Annotated in this window: 17 protein-coding genes and 2 pseudogenes; 7 read left to right on the forward strand and 12 right to left on the reverse strand. The window is 71.5% G+C overall.

Going from position 1 to position 18,903, the window contains the following annotated elements:
- Positions 1-144 precede the first annotated feature (144 nt).
- The 7 genes from ACFY6U_RS11460 to ACFY6U_RS11490 all read right to left on the reverse strand — a co-directional run bounded on the left by ACFY6U_RS11460 (position 145) and on the right by ACFY6U_RS11490 (position 7,191).
- Positions 145-924, reverse strand: a complete 780-nt coding sequence (locus ACFY6U_RS11460; protein ID WP_390037001.1) for an ABC transporter ATP-binding protein — start codon at positions 922-924, stop codon at positions 145-147.
- Positions 917-1,846 carry an ABC transporter permease gene (locus ACFY6U_RS11465; RefSeq protein ID WP_390037003.1) on the reverse strand — a complete coding sequence of 310 codons (930 nt, stop codon included), beginning with the start codon at positions 1,844-1,846 and terminating at the stop codon, positions 917-919. Before ACFY6U_RS11465 ends, ACFY6U_RS11460 begins: the two co-directional genes overlap by 8 nt.
- A 139-nt stretch (positions 1,847-1,985) precedes the next feature.
- Positions 1,986-2,858, reverse strand: a complete 873-nt coding sequence (locus tag ACFY6U_RS11470) for a glycosyltransferase (RefSeq protein ID WP_351490793.1) — start codon at positions 2,856-2,858, stop codon at positions 1,986-1,988.
- An 8-nt stretch (positions 2,859-2,866) separates the two neighbouring features.
- Positions 2,867-3,610, reverse strand: a complete 744-nt coding sequence (locus ACFY6U_RS11475; protein ID WP_351490693.1) for a CDP-alcohol phosphatidyltransferase family protein — start codon at positions 3,608-3,610, stop codon at positions 2,867-2,869.
- Between the two features lie 13 nt (positions 3,611-3,623).
- Positions 3,624-4,685, reverse strand: a complete 1,062-nt coding sequence (locus ACFY6U_RS11480; RefSeq protein WP_390037005.1) for an iron-containing alcohol dehydrogenase family protein — start codon at positions 4,683-4,685, stop codon at positions 3,624-3,626.
- Complete coding sequence (locus ACFY6U_RS11485) at positions 4,673-5,425, reverse strand: sugar phosphate nucleotidyltransferase (RefSeq protein WP_390037007.1); 753 nt, start codon at positions 5,423-5,425, stop codon at positions 4,673-4,675. Before ACFY6U_RS11485 ends, ACFY6U_RS11480 begins: the two co-directional genes overlap by 13 nt.
- Entirely contained in the window at positions 5,422-7,191 is a 1,770-nt protein-coding gene (locus tag ACFY6U_RS11490; RefSeq protein WP_390037009.1) for a DUF5941 domain-containing protein, read from the reverse strand. Before ACFY6U_RS11490 ends, ACFY6U_RS11485 begins: the two co-directional genes overlap by 4 nt.
- A gap of 425 nt (positions 7,192-7,616) precedes the next feature.
- Between ACFY6U_RS11490 and ACFY6U_RS11495 the strand changes: the two genes are divergently transcribed.
- On the forward strand, positions 7,617-8,558 hold the full coding sequence (locus ACFY6U_RS11495; RefSeq protein WP_390037011.1) for a cation diffusion facilitator family transporter: 942 nt from the start codon (positions 7,617-7,619) through the stop codon (positions 8,556-8,558).
- A 204-nt stretch (positions 8,559-8,762) separates the two neighbouring features.
- Positions 8,763-9,356, forward strand: coding sequence for an isopentenyl-diphosphate Delta-isomerase (gene idi, locus ACFY6U_RS11500; protein WP_351714331.1), 594 nt, complete (start codon positions 8,763-8,765; stop codon positions 9,354-9,356).
- 27 nt (positions 9,357-9,383) lie between these two features.
- On the opposite strand, the gene ACFY6U_RS11505 is transcribed toward idi, so the two are convergent.
- Positions 9,384-9,878: an ATP-binding protein gene (locus ACFY6U_RS11505; protein WP_390037622.1), complete on the reverse strand. Its 495-nt coding sequence runs from the start codon at positions 9,876-9,878 to the stop codon at positions 9,384-9,386.
- Positions 9,879-10,123: 245 nt separating this feature from the next.
- Here ACFY6U_RS11505 and ACFY6U_RS11510 point away from each other — a divergent pair, with 245 nt between their 5' ends.
- Positions 10,124-10,879, forward strand: coding sequence for an enoyl-CoA hydratase/isomerase family protein (locus tag ACFY6U_RS11510; RefSeq protein ID WP_390037013.1), 756 nt, complete (start codon positions 10,124-10,126; stop codon positions 10,877-10,879).
- Here ACFY6U_RS11510 and ACFY6U_RS11515 read toward each other — a convergent pair.
- Positions 10,851-11,494, reverse strand: a pseudogene (locus tag ACFY6U_RS11515) (DJ-1/PfpI family protein). The gene ACFY6U_RS11510 and the pseudogene ACFY6U_RS11515 overlap by 29 nt on opposite strands.
- Positions 11,495-11,522: 28 nt before the next feature.
- Positions 11,523-11,791, reverse strand: a pseudogene (locus ACFY6U_RS11520) (helix-turn-helix domain-containing protein); the annotation flags it as partial.
- Between the two features lie 282 nt (positions 11,792-12,073).
- Here ACFY6U_RS11520 and ACFY6U_RS11525 point away from each other — a divergent pair.
- From ACFY6U_RS11525 to ACFY6U_RS11540, 4 genes are all read left to right on the forward strand, one after another.
- Positions 12,074-12,943: a hypothetical protein gene (locus ACFY6U_RS11525; protein WP_390037015.1), complete on the forward strand. Its 870-nt coding sequence runs from the start codon at positions 12,074-12,076 to the stop codon at positions 12,941-12,943.
- A 201-nt stretch (positions 12,944-13,144) separates the two neighbouring features.
- Positions 13,145-15,523: a Tex family protein gene (locus ACFY6U_RS11530; RefSeq protein WP_390037017.1), complete on the forward strand. Its 2,379-nt coding sequence runs from the start codon at positions 13,145-13,147 to the stop codon at positions 15,521-15,523.
- Positions 15,524-15,701: 178 nt separating this feature from the next.
- Complete coding sequence (locus ACFY6U_RS11535) at positions 15,702-16,292, forward strand: DinB family protein (protein ID WP_390037019.1); 591 nt, start codon at positions 15,702-15,704, stop codon at positions 16,290-16,292.
- A gap of 75 nt (positions 16,293-16,367) precedes the next feature.
- Positions 16,368-16,619, forward strand: coding sequence for a hypothetical protein (locus tag ACFY6U_RS11540; protein WP_390037021.1), 252 nt, complete (start codon positions 16,368-16,370; stop codon positions 16,617-16,619).
- A 13-nt stretch (positions 16,620-16,632) separates the two neighbouring features.
- On the opposite strand, the gene ACFY6U_RS11545 is transcribed toward ACFY6U_RS11540, so the two are convergent.
- Positions 16,633-17,106, reverse strand: coding sequence for a DUF1003 domain-containing protein (locus tag ACFY6U_RS11545; RefSeq protein ID WP_390037022.1), 474 nt, complete (start codon positions 17,104-17,106; stop codon positions 16,633-16,635).
- Between the two features lie 100 nt (positions 17,107-17,206).
- Positions 17,207-18,847, reverse strand: coding sequence for an ABC-F family ATP-binding cassette domain-containing protein (locus tag ACFY6U_RS11550; protein WP_390037024.1), 1,641 nt, complete (start codon positions 18,845-18,847; stop codon positions 17,207-17,209).
- Positions 18,848-18,903 lie beyond the last annotated feature (56 nt).

The raw sequence follows: 18,903 nt of genomic DNA on the forward strand, positions 1-18,903 counted from the left end.
GCATCGAGGTTCGTCGGGGTGTCCCGCAGATCACAACAACACACCGATTGGCGTCAAGATTCCTAAGGAAAGCCCGAGTTGACGTTTCCTTTGCAGACGCGGGCCCCGCCGGAAAGGTTCCGGCGGGGCCTGGGCCGGACGGGGCTACTTGCCCGTGAACTTCTCGTACTCCTTGAGCACCTCTTCGGTCGGGCCGTCCATGCGCAGCTCACCGCGCTCCAGCCACAGGACCCGGTCGCAGGTGTCGCGGATCGACTTGTTGTTGTGACTGACCAGAAACACCGTGCCGGCGTGCTCGCGCAGTTCGCGGATCCGGTCCTCGGAGCGCTTGCGGAAGGCCGCGTCACCGGTGGCCAGCGCCTCGTCGATCATGAGGACGTCGTGGTCCTTGGCGGCGGCGATGGAGAAGCGGAGGCGGGCCGCCATGCCGGAGGAGTAGGTGCGCATCGGCAGGGTGATGAAGTCGCCCTTGTCGTTGATGCCGGAGAACTCGACGATCTCCTGGTAGCGGGCCCTGATGTCCTCGCGGGACATGCCCATCGCCAGGCCGCCCAGGATGACGTTGCGCTCGCCTGTGAGGTCGTTCATCAGGGCCGCGTTGACGCCGAGCAGCGAGGGCTGGCCGTTGGTGTAGACCCTGCCCTTCTCCGCGGGCAGCAGGCCGGCGATGGCGCGCAGCAGGGTGGACTTGCCGGAGCCGTTGGAGCCGATCAGGCCGATGGCCTCGCCGCGGTAGGCGACGAAGGAGACGCCGCGGACCGCGTGCACCTTGCGGACGCCCCGCTCGTCGCCGCGCTTGAAGATGCGGCTGAGGGCGGCCGTCGCGCTGCCCTTGCCGGTCTTGGCGCCGTGGACGCGGTAGACGATGTGCACGTCCTCCGCGATGACGGTGGGGATCCGCTCCCCTGTGGTCTGCTCAGCCACGGCCGTACCGCTCCTCCGCCTTCCAGAAGTACACGAAACCGCCGGCGGACACGACCACCGCCCAGGACAGCGCGACGGCCCAGACGTGCGGCGGCAGGTTCGAGGCGCCGTAGCCGTCGATGAGGGCGAAGCGCATCAGGTCCATGAAGACGGTGGCGGGGTTCACCTGGAGGAGCGTGCGCGCCCACTCCGGCCGGCCCTCCATCATCTTGGTGATCGAGAACATCACACCCGACATGTACATCCAGGTGCGCAGTATGAACGGCAGCAGCTGGGCGAGGTCCGGCGTCTTGGCACCCAGCCGGGCCACGACCAGGGCCAGGCCGGTGTTGAAGAGGAACAGCAGGAACAGGATCGGGACGACCAGCACCCAGGACAGGCCCGGCGGGCTGCCGAACCCGACCACCACTGCGACCATGACGATCATCGAGAACAGCAGCTGCTGGAGCTGCTGGAGCGCGAAGGAGATCGGCAGCGAGGCGCGCGGGAAGTGCAGCGCGCGCACCAGACCGAGGTTTCCCGAGATCGCCCGCACGCCCGTCATGATCGAGCTCTGGGTGAACGTGAAGGTGAACACGCCGGTGACCAGGAACGGGATGTAGACGTCCTGCGACATGCCCCGGCTGGCGTGCAGGATGACGCCGAAGATGAAGTAGTACACGGCCGCGTTCAGCAGCGGCGTGGCCACCTGCCACAGCTGGCCGAGCTTGGCCTGGCTGTACTGGGCTGTGAGCTTCGCCTGCGAGAAGGCCAGGATGAAGTGGCGCCGCCCCCAGAGCTGGCGTACGTACTCGGCCAGCGAGGGGCGTGCGCCGCTCACCGCGAGCCCGTACCTGGCGGCGAGCTGCGCCGCCGTGAGGCCTTCGTCGGGCGACGGCACCGCGCTCACCGCGATCCCGCCGTCATGCGTTGTCTCACTCAAGGGTCGGAGCCTTCGTCCTCAGATTCGTCTTACGTTCGTCTTACGGAATTGTGCTACTGGGCGCGACACGTATCCGCCGTCGGACACGATCCCGGGGGTGTCCGCACGCCGTACGCGCGGACACGCACCTCCGAGCTTGTCAGATCACCGGGGGACGGCCCAGTCGCGTGAGTTTCCACACGGTCCGCCAGCGCATCGGGCGGCGGGGCCCGCACGGGGTGGTCCAGCCCTCCCGGAAGCCGGCGAACCAGGCGTGCAGGGCCGGGCGAGAGGGGCGGCGCACCAGGGTCAGCAGCATCCACACCCCGAGGTAGACCGGGACCAGGAGGGCGGGCAGGTTGCGGCGGGCCAGCCAGACCCGGTTGCGGGCGACCATCCGGTGGTAGACCGCGTGCCGGGAGGGTGCGGTCGTGGGGTGGTTGAGGACCATGTCGGAGCGGTAGTCGATCATCCAGCCGGCGTCCAGGGCCCGCCAGGCCAGGTCGGTCTCCTCATGGGCGTAGAAGAACTCGTCCGGCAGGCCGCCGACCTCGGCGAGGACCTGGGTGCGGACGGCGTTGGCGCCGCCGAGGAAGGTGGTGACCCGGGAGGAGCGCATCGGGTCGGAGGCCCGGAGCCTGGGCACGTGCCGGCGCTGCGTCTGCCCGGTGTCCGGGTCGGCGATGCGGAAGCTGATGATGCCGAGCCGCTGGTCGGCGGCGAAGGCCTGGCGGCACAGCTCGGCGGTGTCGTGCTCGGCGAGCAGCCCGTCGTCGTCGAGGAAGAGCAGTATGTCGACATCGCGGCCGCTGGGGCCGAAGGCCTCTATGCCGACGTTGCGGCCGCCGGGGATCCCGAGGTTCTCGGGCAGTTCCAGGGTGCGGACGCCGTCCGGCACGTCCGGGACCGGCGAGCCGTTGCCGACGACGACCACCTCGACCCGGTCGCCGTCCTGCTTGGCGACGGAGTCGAGGAGGGCGCGCAGTTCGTCGGGGCGGTTGCCCATGGTGATGACGACCGCGCCGACCTTCAGCCCGGCGCTCACCGCAGCCTGCTCGACGCGAGGACCGAGACCAGGTGCAGCAGGGTCTGCAGCAGCGCGATGCCGGCCAGCACGGCGGTGCCGAGCCGGGTCCAGAAGAGGTCGCCGTGGAAGTGGTCGGCGACGGCGAGCAGCAGGATCAGCAGCGAGGCCTCGATGCCGAGGATCAGCCGGTGGAACCGGAACAGGGCGGCGGCCCGGCGGGCCAGTGCCATCCCGGAGGAGCGCATCTCGGCGGCGGCCTCCTTGACCACCGGCAGGCCGGCCTGGTGCCGGGCGACGCCGACCAGGTCGGTCTCGGCCTTGATCAGGATGGCGCCGAGCGCGGCCAGGGTGCCAAGGAAGGCCCACAGCCAGTCGATGCGGCCGCTGCCGAACAGGTCGGCGGCGCGCAGCCCGAGCCCGACCAGGACGGCCGCGTCGGTCAGGTACGCCCCGACCCGGTCGAGGTAGACGCCGCCCAGCGAGTACTGCTGCTTCCAGCGGGCGACCTCGCCGTCGACGCAGTCGAGCAGCAGGTACATCTGGACGCACACCACACCGAGCACGGCGCCCCAGATGCCCGGCACCAGCAGGGCCGGGCACGCGAGCACGCCGAAGACGGTCATCAGGTACGTGAGCTGGTTGGGCGTGACCCTGGTGTTCACCAGGTAGCGGTCGACCCGCAGGGACACCTCACGCATGTAGAGGCGCCCCATCCAGTGCTCACCGCTGCGCCGGTCCTTGACCCCAGCGGGGTGCACGACCGGACGGAGTTCAGCTACCGATGGCCTTGACATAGTCGACGTAGAAGTCCTTGATCTGGTGGGTCTTGAGGTCGAGGTGTTCGAGGATGGTGTAGCGGCCGGGCCGGGTCTCCGGGGCGAACTCGACGACCCGGACGAACTCGTCCACGGTGAAGCCGATCTCCTCCGGCAGCACCGGCAGTCCGTGCCGGCGCAGCACATCGGCCATGTACACGGACTCCTCGTGGGCTCCGCGCAGGTACATCGCGAAGGCCGCGCCGAGCCCGCACTGCTCGCCGTGGCTGGCGGCACGCCTCGGGAAGAGCAGGTCGAAGGCGTGGTTGATCTCGTGGCAGGCGCCGGAGGACGGGCGGGAGTCGCCCGACACCGACATGGCGATCCCGCTGAGCACCAGCGCCTCGGCGAGCACCTGGAGGAAGTCGTTCTCGCCGATGCCGCCGGGGTGGCGCAGCACCGCCTCGCCGGCCTGGCGGGCCATGGCGGCCGCCAGACCGTCGATCTTCTCGCCGGTGACACGGTGGGACAGCTCCCAGTCCGCGATCGCCGAGATGTTGGAGACGGCGTCGCCGATCCCGGAGCGCACGAACCGCGCCGGGGCCTCCCGGACGACGTCGAGGTCGATGACGACCGCGATCGGGTTCGGCACCCCGTAGGAACCGCGGCCCGCGTCGTTGTCGAGGGTGGCGACGGGCGAGCACAGGCCGTCGTGCGCGAGGTTCGTCGGTACGGCGACCAGCGGCAGGCCCACCCGGGCCGCCGCGAACTTGGCGCAGTCGATGATCTTGCCGCCGCCGAGGCCGACGACCGCGTCGTAGTGGCCGGCCTTGATGTCGCCGGCCAGCCGGATCGCGTCGTCGAGCGTGCCGCCGCCGACCTCGTACCAGGTGGCGCCGGGCAGGCTCGGCGTGACGCGCTCGCGCAGCTTCGAACCGGAGCCGCCGCTGACGGCGACGGCGAGCCGGCCGGAGTGCGAGATGCGTTCGTCGGCGAGCACGCCGGCGAGGTCGTCGAGGGCACCCGGGCGGATGTCGACGACGACCGGCGAGGGGATCAGCCGGGTCAGTACTGGCACGCGATCTCCCGACCCCTGGCGAGGTCGTCGTGGTTGTCGATCTCGACCCACCGGACGTCCCCGATGGGCGCGACGTCGATCCGGAAGCCGCGGTTGACCAGCTCCTGGTAGCCGTGCTCGTAGAACTGCTGCGGATCGGTCTCCCAGACCGCCTTCAGCGCGTCGGCCAGCTCGGGCGCGGCGTCGCCCTCGATGAGGGTGACGCCGATGTACTCGCCGGTGGCCTCGGCCGGGTCCATCAGCTTGGTGATCTTCGTCATGCCCTTGTCGGCGTCGACGACGACCTTCATCTCCTCGTCCGCGAGGGACTTCACGGTGTCCAGGGCCAGGATGATCCGCCTGCCCTCGCCGCGGGCGGCGAGCAGCGTCTTCTCGACGGAGACCGGGTGCACGGTGTCGCCGTTGGCGAGGATCACGCCGTCCTTGAGGGCGTCACGGCCGCACCACAGGGAGTAGGCGTTGTTCCACTCCTCGGCCTTGTCGTTGTCGATGAGGGTGAGCTCGAGACCGTACTTGGCCTCCAGGGCGGCCTTGCGCTCGTAGACGGCCTCCTTGCGGTAGCCGACGATGATCGCGACCTCGGTCAGGCCGATCTCGGCGAAGTTGCCGAGGGTCAGGTCGAGCACCGTGATCGAGTCCTCTATCCCGGCAGGCCCCACCGGCACCAGCGCCTTGGGCAGGCTGTCGGTGTAGGGGCGCAGACGCCGGCCGGCGCCGGCCGCCAGCACGAGGCCGATCATGCGGGTTCTCCTTCGTCGTGTACGGCGGGCGCCCCTGCGGACACCCAGAAGCGGATGCTCTCGACGAGCACCAGCCCGGCCACGACCACGGCGAGGACCGTGAGCGCGACCTTGAACTGCGCGGCCGTGAGCAGCGCGGCCAGGACGGTGACGAGCAGCGTTCGCCCTTCCTGCCCCCCGATGGCACGTACCAGCCAGGCCGGCGGCGCCCCGGCGTCGCCGCGGATGCGGTACACCGTGTCGTAGTGATGGTAGGCGACGGCGGCCACCAGACCGAAAGCCGCGGGAAGGGCTCCGTTCACCCCGGATTTGCTTGCGAGGACGAGGACGGTGCCGTACTCGGCGGCCCGGAAAAGCGGCGGGACCAGCCAGTCGAGGGCTCCCTTGAGCGGGCCGGCCAGGGCCCGGCCGGAGGCGACGGCGTAGACGCAGGCGCCCACGACCGGCGCCCAGGTCGCCCCGGAGAGAAGAGAGGCGGTGAGAACCGCCACTCCGGCGAGCGCCAGGACGAGCGGTTGGCCGATCGGGGTACGCCCGCCGGTGCGGGACACGTATCCCGCGAGGGGGCCGTTGTCCGCCAGGTCGGCCAGTGCCTGCGCCGCCCGGTCCGTTCGCTTCGCCTTCCGGGTCAGCGACCGCAGCACCCGCCCGGCGGTGGTGTACGTGGCGGCGAAGGCGCAGCCGGCCAGCAGCACGTAGAAGGTGATGCGCGGGGTGGTGGCGGCCGTGAGGACGGCTATCAGTGCCCATCGTTCGCCGATGGGCAGGACTATCATCCGGCGCACCCAGACCGTCCAGCCGACGCTGTCGAGGCGGCCGGAGAGCGCGGCGGTGGGGCTGGTGTTGGCGGTGGCGTCGTGGTTGGCCTCGTTGAAGGAGAAGTCGACCACGTGCCGGCAGGTCTGCAGGATCATCGCGCCCAGGGCGAGGGCCCACACGTCGTCGCCGCCCCGCGCGGCGCCCAGCGCCAGGCCGGCGTAGTAGGCGTACTCCTTGGCCCGGTCGAAGGTGGCGTCGAGCCAGGCGCCGAGGGTGGAGTACTGGAGGGAGTAGCGGGCGAGCTGGCCGTCGGTGCAGTCCAGGACGAAGGACGCGATGAGCAGGACGCCGGCGGCGACGAACCCCGCGCGCGTGCCCGTCGCCGCGCAGCTCGCGGCGATCAGGGCGGTGAGCAGCGAGGCGGTGGTGACCTGGTTGGGGGTCAGTCCGCGCCGGGCGCACCAGCGGGCGAGGTAGCGGGAGTACGGGCTGACGAAGAAGGTGGTGAAGAAGCCGTCCCGGGACTTCACGGCCGACTTCAGGCGTACGGCCTCGTCGTCCACGGCGGCGACGGCCTGCCGGGCCTCGTTGCGGGCCTGCGGGTCGGCGGGGACGGCGGCGACCAGGCTGCCCAGCTCGGGGCGGTGGACGTCGGCGTCCAGGGCGGTGACCAGGCCGTCGACGGCGAGGTCGGTGGCGCCGCCCGTGGCGGCCTCCCGGGCCAGCGCCCGGGACAGGGCCAAACGGGCGGCCGGCTGGGCGGTCACGGCGCCGGGGATCGCGGCGAGCGGGAAGCGGGGGTCGGTGAGGCCCAGGCGCAGGGCGTGCACATGGCCGACGAAGCGGGCGTCGACGACGGCGACCCGCCGGTCGGCGGGTACGGCCGTGAGCAGGGCCTCGGCCTCGGCGGTGTCCGACGCCGCCCGCACCTCGAAGCCGAGTGCCCGCAGATCGCTCTCCAGTGACGATCCGGGGACCGGCGGACCGGTGACGATGGCGGTCGACAACCGAACTCACTCCCTGGGTGCCGGCGTCCGGGCGCCGGTCTACTGCGTGGTGGGGCGGGGTGTGCCTGGTGGCCCCCGGACGGCATTCGGCAGAGGTTATCGGATGGTGAGGACTGCTTGTTCACCGGCCGTTCACGGCACGGTCGGCCTGCCCTGCCCCTGCCTTTGCCGAGATCATCATCCGCGATCCGGGCCCCGACCCACAAATGGCGCTCGCAGAACGGGCATTGGGGACACCCGTCCAGGGTGGGTCAGCCGGCCACCAGCGGGTCCCGGTGCAGCACGGAAGGTAACTGAGGGTGCCCTGACCTGGGGTTCGTTTCCGCAGGTCAGGGCACATGACAACGGTGTTCAATGCCGCGTTGCCGGATACCCCCCACCCGTAGTTCACTGTCATCCCGGGCGAACATCAGGAGGCGTATCTCATGGGGGCAGGGCACGACCACGGCCACGGGCACAGCCACGCGCCGCCCACCGGTACGGCCGCGGCGGCGTACCGCGGCCGGCTCCGGGTGGCGCTCGCCATCACCCTCGGGGTGATGGTGGTCGAGATCGCCGGCGGCCTCGTGGCCGACTCGCTCGCGCTGATCGCGGACGCGGCCCACATGGCGACCGACGCGCTGGGCCTCGGCATGGCCCTGCTGGCGATCCACTTCGCCAACCGCCCGCCGAGCACCAACCGCACCTTCGGCCTCGCGCGGGCGGAGATCCTCGCCGCCCTGGCGAACTGCCTGCTGCTGCTCGTGGTCGGCGGCTACGTGCTGTACGAGGCGGTCCAGCGGTTCCTCACGCCCGCGGAAACGCACGGCGGCCAGATGATCGTGTTCGGTCTGATCGGCCTGGTCGCCAACATGATCTCGCTCACGCTGCTGGTGCGCGGCCAGCAGGAGAGCCTGAACGTGCGCGGCGCCTTCCTGGAGGTGGCGGCCGACGCGCTGGGCTCGCTCGCGGTGCTGATCTCGGCCGTGGTGATCCTGACCACCGGCTGGCAGGCGGCCGACCCGATCGCCTCGCTGGTCATCGGCCTGATGATCGTGCCGAGGACGCTGAAGCTGCTGCGGGAGACCCTGGACGTCCTGCTGGAGGCGGCGCCGCGGGGTGTCGACATGGCGGAGGTGCGGTCGCACATCCTGGCCCTTGACGGCGTGGAGGACGTCCACGATCTGCACGCCTGGACGATCACCTCGGGGATGCCGGTGCTGTCGGCGCACGTCGTGGTCCGCTCGGACGTGCTGAGCGCCATCGGCCACGAGAAGATGCTGCACGAGCTGCAGGGGTGCCTGGGCCACCACTTCGACGTGGAGCACTGCACCTTCCAGCTGGAGCCGAGCGGGCATGCGGAGCACGAGGCCCGGCTCTGCCACTGACCCGGTACCGCACGGGGTCCCGGAACGCAGCGCTCCGCACTCCCCCGGCGTCCTTGTGTTCGAGACCCCCGGACGGTTCCCTCCCGCACCCGTAGGGCACGATCAAGTACCGGGTCCCTCTTCCGGCGTGCCCGCGCCGGGAAGTGCCGGGAGTGTCGGATTCGTACGGCAGACTTGGTGCGAAGACCGAGGCGAAGGATGGGTATGCCGATCACACCTGCCACCGCGACGCACAGCACGTCGGAAGGGACCGCAGACGCGATTTTCCTTGAACTCGTCGACGAGAAGGGTGTGACCATCGGCACCGCGGAGAAGCTGGCCGCGCATCAGCCCCCCGGACAGCTGCACCGGGCGTTCTCCGTCTTCCTCTTCGACGAACACGGCAGGCTGCTGCTCCAGCAGCGGGCCCTGGGCAAGTACCACTCCCCCGGAGTGTGGTCCAACACCTGCTGCGGCCACCCCTACCCCGGCGAGGCGCCCTTCGCGGCGGCGGCCCGGCGGACCTTCGAGGAGCTGGGGGTCTCCCCGTCGCTGCTCGCCGAGGCGGGCACGGTCCGCTACAACCACCCGGACCCGGCCTCCGGCCTGGTCGAGCAGGAGTTCAACCACCTGTTCGTCGGCATGGTGCAGGCGCCGCTCGCGCCGGACCCGGAAGAGGTCGAGGCGACCGTCTTCGTGACGGCCGCCGAGCTGACCGAGCGGCACGCCCAGGACCCCTTCTCGTCCTGGTTCATGACCGTGCTGGACGCGGCCCGCCCGGCGATCAGGGAGCTGACGGGCCCGTCCGCCGGCTGGTGAGAATCCTCACGAGGCCCTCACGGGGCCTCACGGCAGCGTCGCGGGTTTGAGCGGCAGGGCGGCCCAGATCACCTTGCCGCCACTCGACGTGTGCTCCACGTCCACGACCCCGCCCGCCTCCCGGGCCACCTCCCGCACCAGCAGCAGTCCCCGGCCGCCGGTCTGGCCGTGGTCGGCCTCCAGGGCGGTCGGCCGGTAGGGGTGGTTGTCCTCCACGGACACCCGCACCCACTCGGCGCCGACGGCGACCTCGACGGCGAGCACCGGCGACAGCAGCGCCGCGTGCTTGACCGCGTTGGTGACCAGCTCGGAGACGATCAGCAGCAGCCCGTACACCAGGTCCTCCGAGACCGGGACGCCCTGGCGCTGGAGCAGGTCCCGTACGGCGCGCCGGGCCTGCGGGACCGAGGCGTCCACGGCGGCGGCGGTGAACCGCCAGACTCCTTCGTACGGCAGCGGATCCGGCGGCGGAGCGCCGCCTCCCTCTGGACGCGGGTCGTGCCCGCGCCCGTGGTTCTCCATCGTCCGGTCGCCACCCTCGCGCTCGATTGTCACCACACGTCGAGTGTTGGTAACGCCCCCCTCCACTCCGGAGGACTGAACACAAGTCAGCAAAAATCGAGCGGATCTGACCGTTGGCGTATGACAAGGTCAGTTGTGGAACGACTCTTGCCCTCCTCGGTGCCGACTTCGCGAACTATTCGGGTTGTACGGGTATGAGAACTTTCCGAGGTGGATGCGGGCGGGCGCGGATAGCATCACGCACCATGGAGTCCCGTCTCGACCACCAGGTCAGCAGCGCCGTTGCCACGGTAGTCATCGGCAACCCCGCCAAACGCAACGCGATGACCGCGGAGATGTGGCGCGCCCTCCCGCCGCTCCTCGACGGTCTCGCGGCCGACCCCGCCGTGCGGGTCCTGGTGCTCACCGGCGAGGGCGGCACCTTCTGCGCCGGTGCCGACATCTCCACCCTCCAGGGCTCCCCCGCCGAGGCGCAGTCCCTCGCCGTCGCCGCCGAAGAGGCCCTGGCCGCCTTCCCCAAGCCGACCCTCGCCGCGGTGCGCGGCCACTGTGTCGGCGGCGGCTCGCAGCTCGCCGCCGCCTGCGACCTGCGGTTCGCCGAGGAGGGCGCGCTGTTCGGGGTGACACCGGCCAAGCTCGGCATCGTCTACCCGGCCGCCTCCACCCGCCGCCTGGTCTCCCTCGTCGGCCCGGCCGCCACCAAGTACCTGCTCTTCTCGGGCGAGTTGATCGCCGCGGAGCGCGCGCTGCGCACCGGGCTGGTCGACGAGGTGCTGCCGGAGGGCGAACTGGACAAGCGGGTGGCCGAGTTCACCCGGATCCTGGCCGCCCGCTCGCAGCTGACGCAGGCCGCCGCGAAGGAGTTCGCGAACGGCCGCACGGACCGGGACGGGCACTGGGCGGAGCAGGCCCGCGGCAGCGGCGACACCGCCGAGGGCGTCGCCGCGTTCCTGGAGCGTCGCCGGCCGCGGTTCACGTGGGCAGTTCCGCCCCGAGGATGAACCGGCTCATCGAGCGGAGCAGGCCGACGACCTCGGCGGGCGCCTTCTGCGGGGAGCCCGCGTCGTAGGGCGGCTGCGGGTCGTACTCGATCCCGAGCTGTACGGTCTGGGCGACCGCGTCCCCGGAGATCCGGCCGATCAGGGTGAGGCCCATGTCGATGCCGGCGGAGACGCCGGCCGCGGTGACGTACTTGCCGTCGGCGACCACCCGCTCCCCCGTCGGCTCGGCGCCGAACCCGCGCAGTTCGTCGAGGGCCAGCCAGTGCGAGGTGCCGCGGCGCCCTTCGAGGAGGCCGGCGGCGGCGAGCAGCAGGGAGCCGGTGCACACGGAGGTCGTCCAGGTGCTGGTGGCGTCCGCGGCGCGGATCCAGTCGAGGAGGGCCCGGTCCGTCATCTGCGCCGACTGGCCGGGGCCGCCCGGGACGACCACGACATCGGGGTGCGGCACCTCGGCGAGGGTCTTCCCCGCGGCCAGGGCGAGCTGCCCGTTGTCGGTGCGGACGGGGCCGGCCTCCTCGGCGACGAAGACGATCTCGGAGTCCGGGATCCGGCCCAGGGTCTCGTAGGGCCCACGGCGTCGAGGGCGGTGAAGCGGTCGTAGAGGGCGATCGCGATCTGCCTGGCCCTCCCAACGGGGTGGGCCGGCGGTCGCCGGGCTGGACCTGCGCCGGTATTCGACGGGGTCGTGCCGAGGGCCCTCAGGAAGGCGCGGCGCATCGCCTCGGGCGTGCCGTAGCCGCCGGCGCGGGAGACCTCCTCGACGCCGTCGCCGGTGTCCTCCAGGAGTCGGCGGGCGTGTTCCAGCCGGACCCGGTCGACGTAGCGGCCGGGCGTGGTCCCCGTCCCGGCCTGGAAGGCGCGGGCGAAGTGGCGGGGCGAGAGCGCGGCGCGGGCGGCCAGGGCCTCGACGGTGCGCACGGGAGCGCCGTCCAGGGAGGCGGTACGGATCCGGTAGCTGCCGGGGCGTGGGCCTCGGCGCCCGTGAAGACCTCCGGGCCGGTGACGTCGAGGCTCTGGACGCCGTCGAAGAGGACGACGAGAACGGTTCGGTGCGCCATGCCCTCGATTGTTGGCCGGTCCGGCGATGGCCGCAATGACGAGCAGCCCACCTTTCCTGCCATGCCGGACGGAGTGTCGGGCCGGTATCCGGCCGGATACTGGAAGTCCGTACCAACCAGTAAGTAGCGTGCCGCCATGACAACCGCCGTCCTGGAGCCGCGCGCCGGCCGCCGCTGCCACAACCTGCTCAATTCCCTGCACGCGACCCACTTCTTCAGCCCCGAGCTGGCCGAGGAACTGGCCGCGCTCGGGGTCACCCATCCGCGGGCCGTCAACTTCGCGGTGCGGGCGGCCGCGTTGGGGCCGGTCGGGGCCGGCACGGTGACGGCGACGTTCTACAACTACAAGTACGACCTTGTGGCCCGGCACGTGCCGGCCGTCTGGGAGACCGCGTCCCCGAAGGACGTCCTCGCCGCACGCGCGCGTGCGGTCGACGCGTCGATGCGGCGGCTGCTCGGCGCGGACGCGGTGGTCTCCGACCGGATGGCCGAGGCCGCGCGGCTCGCGCTGCGCGCCACCGAGGCCTGCTCGCGCTCCGGCCGCCCGCTGTACGCCGCCCACGCCGACCTGCCGGTGCCGCAGGAGCCCCACCTCGCTTACTGGTACGCGGGCACGCTGCTGCGCGAGCACCGCGGCGACGGGCACCTCGCGGCGCTGCTGGCCGCCGGTCTCGACGGGCTGGAGGCGGTGGTGACGCACACGGCGACCGGCAAGGGCATGGCCCCGAAGTGGGTGTTCGCCACGCGCGGCTGGAGCCAGGACGACTGGGACGCGGCGGTGGAACGGCTGCGGGAGCGCGGCCTGCTCGACGCGGCGGGCGAGCTGACCGAGGCGGGGGTGGCCCTGCGGGCGGAGATCGAGACGGAGACGGACCGCCTGGACCGGGCACCGTACGAGCACCTGGGCGCCGACGGAGTGACCCGGCTGACAGAACTGGCGGCGGGCTTCGCGAGGGCGGCGGTGGCCGCGGGGGCGTTTCCCGCGGATCTCCTCGGCAAGGGGTGACGCAGCGGGGGCAGCGTCGGCGGCGGGCCATCGGGACGGGGCGATCCCTTCGCCTGATTCATTCAGGTGTGCGACCGGATCCCCGGGTGTGCGAGGGATTCGTGGTGAGTCCGTGTCGCGTAACGGCGCCCTGGCGCCCGGTTGTCGGTGTCACCTGCCACAATTGCGGCGCAACCTCAGTGGAGAAGGCGGTACGGGATCGTGACGACACCCGGGTCCCTGGTTCCAGGGTCCATCGAAGGCAGGATCGCCGAGGAGCTCGGCGTACGGGAGCGGCAGGTCAAGGCTGCCGTGGAGCTGCTCGACGGCGGTTCGACGGTGCCCTTCATCGCCCGCTACCGCAAGGAAGCGACCGAGATGCTCGACGACGCGCAGCTGCGCACGATCGAGGAGCGGCTGCGCTACCTGCGGGAGCTGGAGGAGCGGCGGACCGCGATCCTGGAGTCGGTGCGGGAGCAGGGCAAGCTCACCGCCGAGCTGGAGGCGCAGATCCGGGGCGCCGAGACCAAGGCCCGGCTCGAGGACATCTACCTGCCGTACAAGCCGAAGCGGCGGACCAAGGCGCAGATCGCGCGGGAGGCCGGTCTCGAACCGCTGGCCGACGGGCTGCTCGGGGATCCGGGGGTGGAGCCGCTGGCGGCCGCCGCCGCCTTCGTCGACGCCGACAAGGGTGTCGCCGATCCGCAGGCCGCCCTGGACGGTGCCCGCGCGATCCTCACCGAGCGCTTCTCGGAGGACGCCGACCTGATCGGCGAGCTGCGCGAGCGCATGTGGGTGCGCGGCCGGCTCGCCGCGAAGGTGAAGGACGGCAAGGAGGAGGCCGGCGCGAAGTTCGCCGACTACTTCGAGTTCGCCGAGCCGTTCACCGAACTGCCCTCGCACCGCATCCTGGCGATGCTGCGCGGCGAGAAGGAGGAGGTCCTCGACCTCGTCCTGGAGCCGGAGGAGCCGACCGAGGGCCCGTCCTCGTTCGAGGGGATCGTCGCCCACAGGTTCGGGATCGCCGACCGGGGCCGGCCGGCCGACAAGTGGCTGTCGGACACGGTCCGCTGGGCCTGGCGCACCCGGATCCTCGTCCACCTCGGCATCGACCTGCGGCTGCGGCTGCGCACGGCCGCCGAGGACGAGGCGGTCAACGTGTTCGCGGCGAACCTGCGCGACCTGCTGCTCGCCGCCCCGGCCGGCACCCGGGCGACGCTGGGCCTGGACCCCGGTTTCCGGACCGGCGTGAAGGTCGCCGTCGTGGACGCCACGGGCAAGGTGGTCGCCACCGACGTCATCTACCCGCACGTCCCGGCCAACAAGTGGGACGAGGCGATCGCCAAGCTGGCCCGGCTCGCCAAGGAGCACGCGGTCGACCTGGTCGCGATCGGCAACGGCACGGCGTCGCGCGAGACCGACAAGCTCGCCGGTGAGCTCATCACCAGGCACCCGGACCTGAAGCTCACCAAGGTGATGGTGTCCGAGGCCGGCGCGTCCGTGTACTCGGCCTCCGCCTTCGCCTCCCAGGAGCTGCCCGACATGGACGTGTCGCTGCGCGGCGCCGTCTCCATCGCCCGCCGGCTCCAGGACCCCCTCGCGGAGCTGGTGAAGATCGACCCCAAGTCGATCGGCGTCGGCCAGTACCAGCACGACCTGTCCGAGGTGAAGCTGTCGCGGTCGCTGGACGCGGTGGTCGAGGACTGTGTGAACGGCGTGGGCGTGGACGTCAACACGGCGTCGGCCCCGCTCCTCGCCCGGGTCTCCGGCATCACCTCCGGGCTCGCCGAGAACATCGTGGCCCACCGCGACGCCAACGGCCCCTTCACCTCCCGCGGCCAGCTGAAGAACGTGGCCCGGCTCGGCCCCAAGGCGTACGAGCAGTGCGCGGGCTTCCTGCGCATCCGCGGCGGCGACGACCCGCTGGACGCGTCGAGCGTCCACCCCGAGGCGTATCCCGTCGTACGGCGGATGGTGAAGACGTCGGGCCAGGAGGTGGCCGCGCTCATCGGCAACACGGGGGCGCTGCGCTCGCTGCGGCCGTCGGACTTCGTGGACGAGACGTTCGGTCTGCCGACCGTCACCGACATCCTCAAGGAGCTGGAGAAGCCGGGGCGCGACCCGCGTCCGGCCTTCAAGACGGCCACCTTCAAGGAGGGCGTCGAGAAGATCTCCGATTTGTCCTCCGGGATGGTCCTGGAGGGGGTCGTGACGAACGTGGCGGCCTTCGGTGCGTTCGTCGACGTCGGTGTGCACCAGGACGGCCTGGTCCATGTCTCTGCGATGTCCAAGACGTTCGTCAAGGACCCGCGGGACGTGGTGAAGCCCGGTGACATCGTCAAGGTGAAGGTCCTCGACGTGGACATCCCGCGCAAGCGGATCTCGCTGACGCTGCGGCTGGACGACGAGGCCGTGCCGGCCTCCGGCGGTGAGCGCCGACAGCAGCAGCGGAGTGGCAACGGGCGTCCGCCGCAGCAGCGACAGCAGCAGCGGCAGGGGGGCGGCGCCCGTCAGGCGTCGGCGCCTGCGCCCGCGAACAGTGCGATGGCCGATGCTCTGCGCCGGGCCGGCTTGCTGGGCGGGAAGGACGGCAAGCGCTGACGACGCCTTCCGGGGGCGGTGGGGAGCTGCGGGTCGGTTGTGGCTGGTCGCGCAGTTCCTCCCCAGCCTTCGGCCGGGGGTGCCCCCAGCGCCCCTGACGGGGCGCGGTTCGCCTGCCGGTGTGTTCCGGTGCGCCTAATGCGGTGGACGAAGATCCGTCGGTCCGGACACTGGGCCCATGACTGGATCAGACTTCAAAACCGATCTCCAGACGTATCTCCAGGACGCCCGTGACGTGCTGTTGTGGAAGCTGGAGGGGTTGTCCGAGTACGACATCCGGCGGCCGCTGACTCCCACCGGTACGAATCTGCTGGGGCTGGTCAAGCATCTCGCCGGTGCCGAGGCCTGGTACTTCGGGGCGACGTTCGGGCGGCCCTTCGACGGGGCACCGAGGTTGTGGTTCACCGGAGACACGGAACCCAACGGAGATCTGTGGGCGCGGGCCGACGAGACGCGTGCGGAGATGGTCGGCGTGTACCGGCGGATCTGGACCCACTCGGACGAGACGATCACCGCTCTGCCGCTCGACGCGGTCGGGCGGCTGCCGGCCGACCCGCCGAAGGACATCACCCTCCACCGCGTCCTCACGCACATGGCCGCCGAGACCCAACGGCACGCCGGTCACGCCGACATCGTGCGTGAGCTCGTCGACGGGGCGACGGGGCAGCGGGCGGACGGCGCCAACATGGCGCCCGGCGACGCGGCGGCCTGGGCCGGGCACCGGGACCGGGTGGAGCGGGCGGCCGAGGAGGCCGGGCGGGGTGGGTGAACGTCAGACGAAAGGGGCATGTCAACTCGGCGTCGTATCTGTGGGCGCCCCGTGACCGTGCACAGCGTTCCGGTCATGCGCACACGGGGTGGAGGACAGGTTCTGGTGGCCGGCCTGCTGAGCGCCCCGCCCGCCGTCCTGCTCGCCCCGGGTCACACCACGTCGTTCGTGCTGCACGCGGACGATGCGTGCCCGGGGGTGGGCGCCCGCTACGGCGTGGACATCCGCCTGCCCGGCGGCTCCCGGCCGCTGACCCTGGTGGCCGGTCCGAACCTCTCCCCGTGCGACGAAAAGCTCGACGTCACCACGTTTGGCTCCGCTGCCTGACCCGGACCGCAGATCATTTCCCCTGCGGAGGCTGGGCGGTGCCGTTCATCCGGGCGCGGTTCTCCGCGAGCACTTCCTGGACGTGCCGCTCGACCTCCACGGGGTCGACGCCGAGGGCCCGGCCCATGTGGATGGACCACACCTCCGAGCGCACGTTGGTCTCGAAGTCCAGGTCGGCGCGGACGTTCTCGCGGGCGGCCTGGCGGTTCTGGCTCACCATCACGAAGGTGGACAGGAAGATCGCCTCCAGGCTGACGATCATGGTGAGCAGGCCGAAGGGGAACGGATCCCAGATCGCGCCCTCGCCGAACACGCCCTCGTTGCAGACGATCCAGACCGCGAACCACAGGGCATGCAGATAGACGAACGTCATGGTGCCCGCGAAGGCGGTGATCGCGTCCGCGATGCGGTCCTGGGTGCCGCGCAACTGCGCGAGGACGTCCTGTTCGTTCACGATCCGCAAGGCCGGGCGCTTCGGTGTGCCCATGGTCCCTCCCTGCCGTTGTACGTGCCTCGATGGGTTGTGTGGCGAGTGCGGGCCGGGGGTGGTTGCTCGCGCAGTTCCCCGCGCCCCTTCGGGGGCGCTCTCAGCGTTCCGTCACCTTGCCCGCCGCAACCTCCAGGCGGCGGGTGACACGGACCGCGTCCAGCATGCGGCGGTCGTGGGTGACGAGGAGGAGGGTGCCCTCGTAGGCGTCGAGGGCCGACTCGAGTTGTTCGATGGCGGGCAGGTCGAGGTGGTTGGTCGGCTCGTCCAGGACGAGGAGGTTGACGCCCCGGCCCTGGAGGAGGGCCAGGGCGGCGCGGGTGCGTTCACCCGGGGAGAGGGTGGCCGCCGACCGGAGTACGTGGTCCTGTTTGAGGCCGAACTTGGCCAGCAGGGTGCGTACTTCGACCGGTTCGGTGTCCGGTACGGCCGCGCAGAAGGCGTCCAGCAGGGACTCGGTGCCGTGGAAGAGCTTGCGGACCTGGTCGACCTCGCCGACCAGGACGCCCGGGCCGAGGGCCGCGTGCCCGCCGTCCAGCGGCACCCGGCCCAGCAGCGCGGCGAGCAGCGTCGACTTGCCCGCGCCGTTCGCGCCGGTCACCGCGACCCGGTCCGCCCAGTCGATCTGGAGGGACACCGGGCCGAAGGTGAAGTCGCCGCGCCGTACCTCCGCGTCCCGCAGGGTGGCGACGACGGCGCCGGAGCGCGGGGCAGCCGCGATCTCCATGCGCAGTTCCCACTCCTTGCGGGGCTCCTCGACGACATCCAGGCGCTCGATCATGCGCTGGGTCTGGCGGGCCTTCGCGGCCTGCTTCTCGCTGGCCTCGCTGCGGAACTTGCGGCCGATCTTGTCGTTGTCGTTCGACGCCTTGCGCCGGGCGTTCTTGACGCCCTTGTCCATCCAGGAACGCTGCATCTGGGCCCGGTCCTGGAGGGCGGCCCTCTTGTCGGCGTACTCCTCGTAGCCCTCGCGGGCGTGCCGGCGGGCCACGTCGCGTTCCTCCAGGTAGGCGTCGTAGCCGCCGCCGTAGAGGTGGATCTGCTGCTGGGCGAGGTCGAGTTCGAGCACCTTGGTGACCGTGCGGGTGAGGAACTCGCGGTCGTGGCTGACGACGACCGTGCCGGCGCGCAGGCCGGTCACGAACCGTTCGAGGCGTTCCAGGCCGTCCAGGTCGAGGTCGTTGGTGGGCTCGTCGAGGAGGAAGACGTCGTAGCGGGAGAGGAGGAGGGAGGCGAGGCCGGCGCGGGCGGCCTGGCCGCCGGAGAGGGCGGTCATCGGCTGGTCGAGGTCGACGGCCAGGCCGAGGGAGTCGGCGACCTCCTCGGCCCGCTCCTCCAGGTCGGCGCCGCCGAGGTCGAGCCAGCGCTCCAGGGCGGTGGCGTAGGCGTCGTCGGCGCCCGGTGCACCGTCGACCAGGGCCTGGGTCGTCTCGTCCATCACGCGCTGCGCCTCGGCGACCCCGGTGCGCCGGGCGAGGAAGGCGCGCACGGTCTCGCCCGGCCGGCGCTCCGGCTCCTGGGGCAGGTGGCCGACGGTCGCGGTCGGCGGGGAGAGGCGCAGTTCGCCCTGGTCGGGGGCGGTGAGCCCGGCGAGCAGCCGGAGCAGGGTGGACTTGCCCGCGCCGTTGGCACCGACCAGCCCGATCACGTCACCGGGCGCGACGACGAGGTCGAGCCCGGAGAAGAGCGAGCGGTCGCCGTGCCCGGCGGCGAGGTTCTTGGCGACGAGGGTGGCAGTCATCAGAACGCCGATCCTAATGTGCCGGGCTGCCCGTCCTCAGCCCCGTTCTTCCCCGG

The organism is Streptomyces sp. NPDC013157 (assembly GCF_042899865.1).
In the GTDB taxonomy this organism is placed as follows: domain Bacteria; phylum Actinomycetota; class Actinomycetes; order Streptomycetales; family Streptomycetaceae; genus Streptomyces.

Bases quoted from the DNA above. Each gene is read 5' to 3' on its own strand.
- ACFY6U_RS11545 (WP_390037022.1), bottom strand. From the start codon at position 17,106: ATGGGCACACCGAAGCGCCCGGCCTTGCGGATCGTGAACGAACAGGAC.
- ACFY6U_RS11540 (WP_390037021.1), top strand. From the start codon at position 16,368: ATGCGCACACGGGGTGGAGGACAGGTTCTGGTGGCCGGCCTGCTGAGC.
- ACFY6U_RS11505 (WP_390037622.1), bottom strand. From the start codon at position 9,878: ATGGAGAACCACGGGCGCGGGCACGACCCGCGTCCAGAGGGAGGCGGC.
- ACFY6U_RS11495 (WP_390037011.1), top strand. From the start codon at position 7,617: ATGGGGGCAGGGCACGACCACGGCCACGGGCACAGCCACGCGCCGCCC.
- ACFY6U_RS11535 (WP_390037019.1), top strand. From the start codon at position 15,702: ATGACTGGATCAGACTTCAAAACCGATCTCCAGACGTATCTCCAGGAC.
- idi (WP_351714331.1), top strand. From the start codon at position 8,763: ATGCCGATCACACCTGCCACCGCGACGCACAGCACGTCGGAAGGGACC.
- ACFY6U_RS11550 (WP_390037024.1), bottom strand. From the start codon at position 18,847: ATGACTGCCACCCTCGTCGCCAAGAACCTCGCCGCCGGGCACGGCGAC.
- ACFY6U_RS11485 (WP_390037007.1), bottom strand. From the start codon at position 5,425: ATGATCGGCCTCGTGCTGGCGGCCGGCGCCGGCCGGCGTCTGCGCCCC.
- ACFY6U_RS11510 (WP_390037013.1), top strand. From the start codon at position 10,124: ATGGAGTCCCGTCTCGACCACCAGGTCAGCAGCGCCGTTGCCACGGTA.
- ACFY6U_RS11525 (WP_390037015.1), top strand. From the start codon at position 12,074: ATGACAACCGCCGTCCTGGAGCCGCGCGCCGGCCGCCGCTGCCACAAC.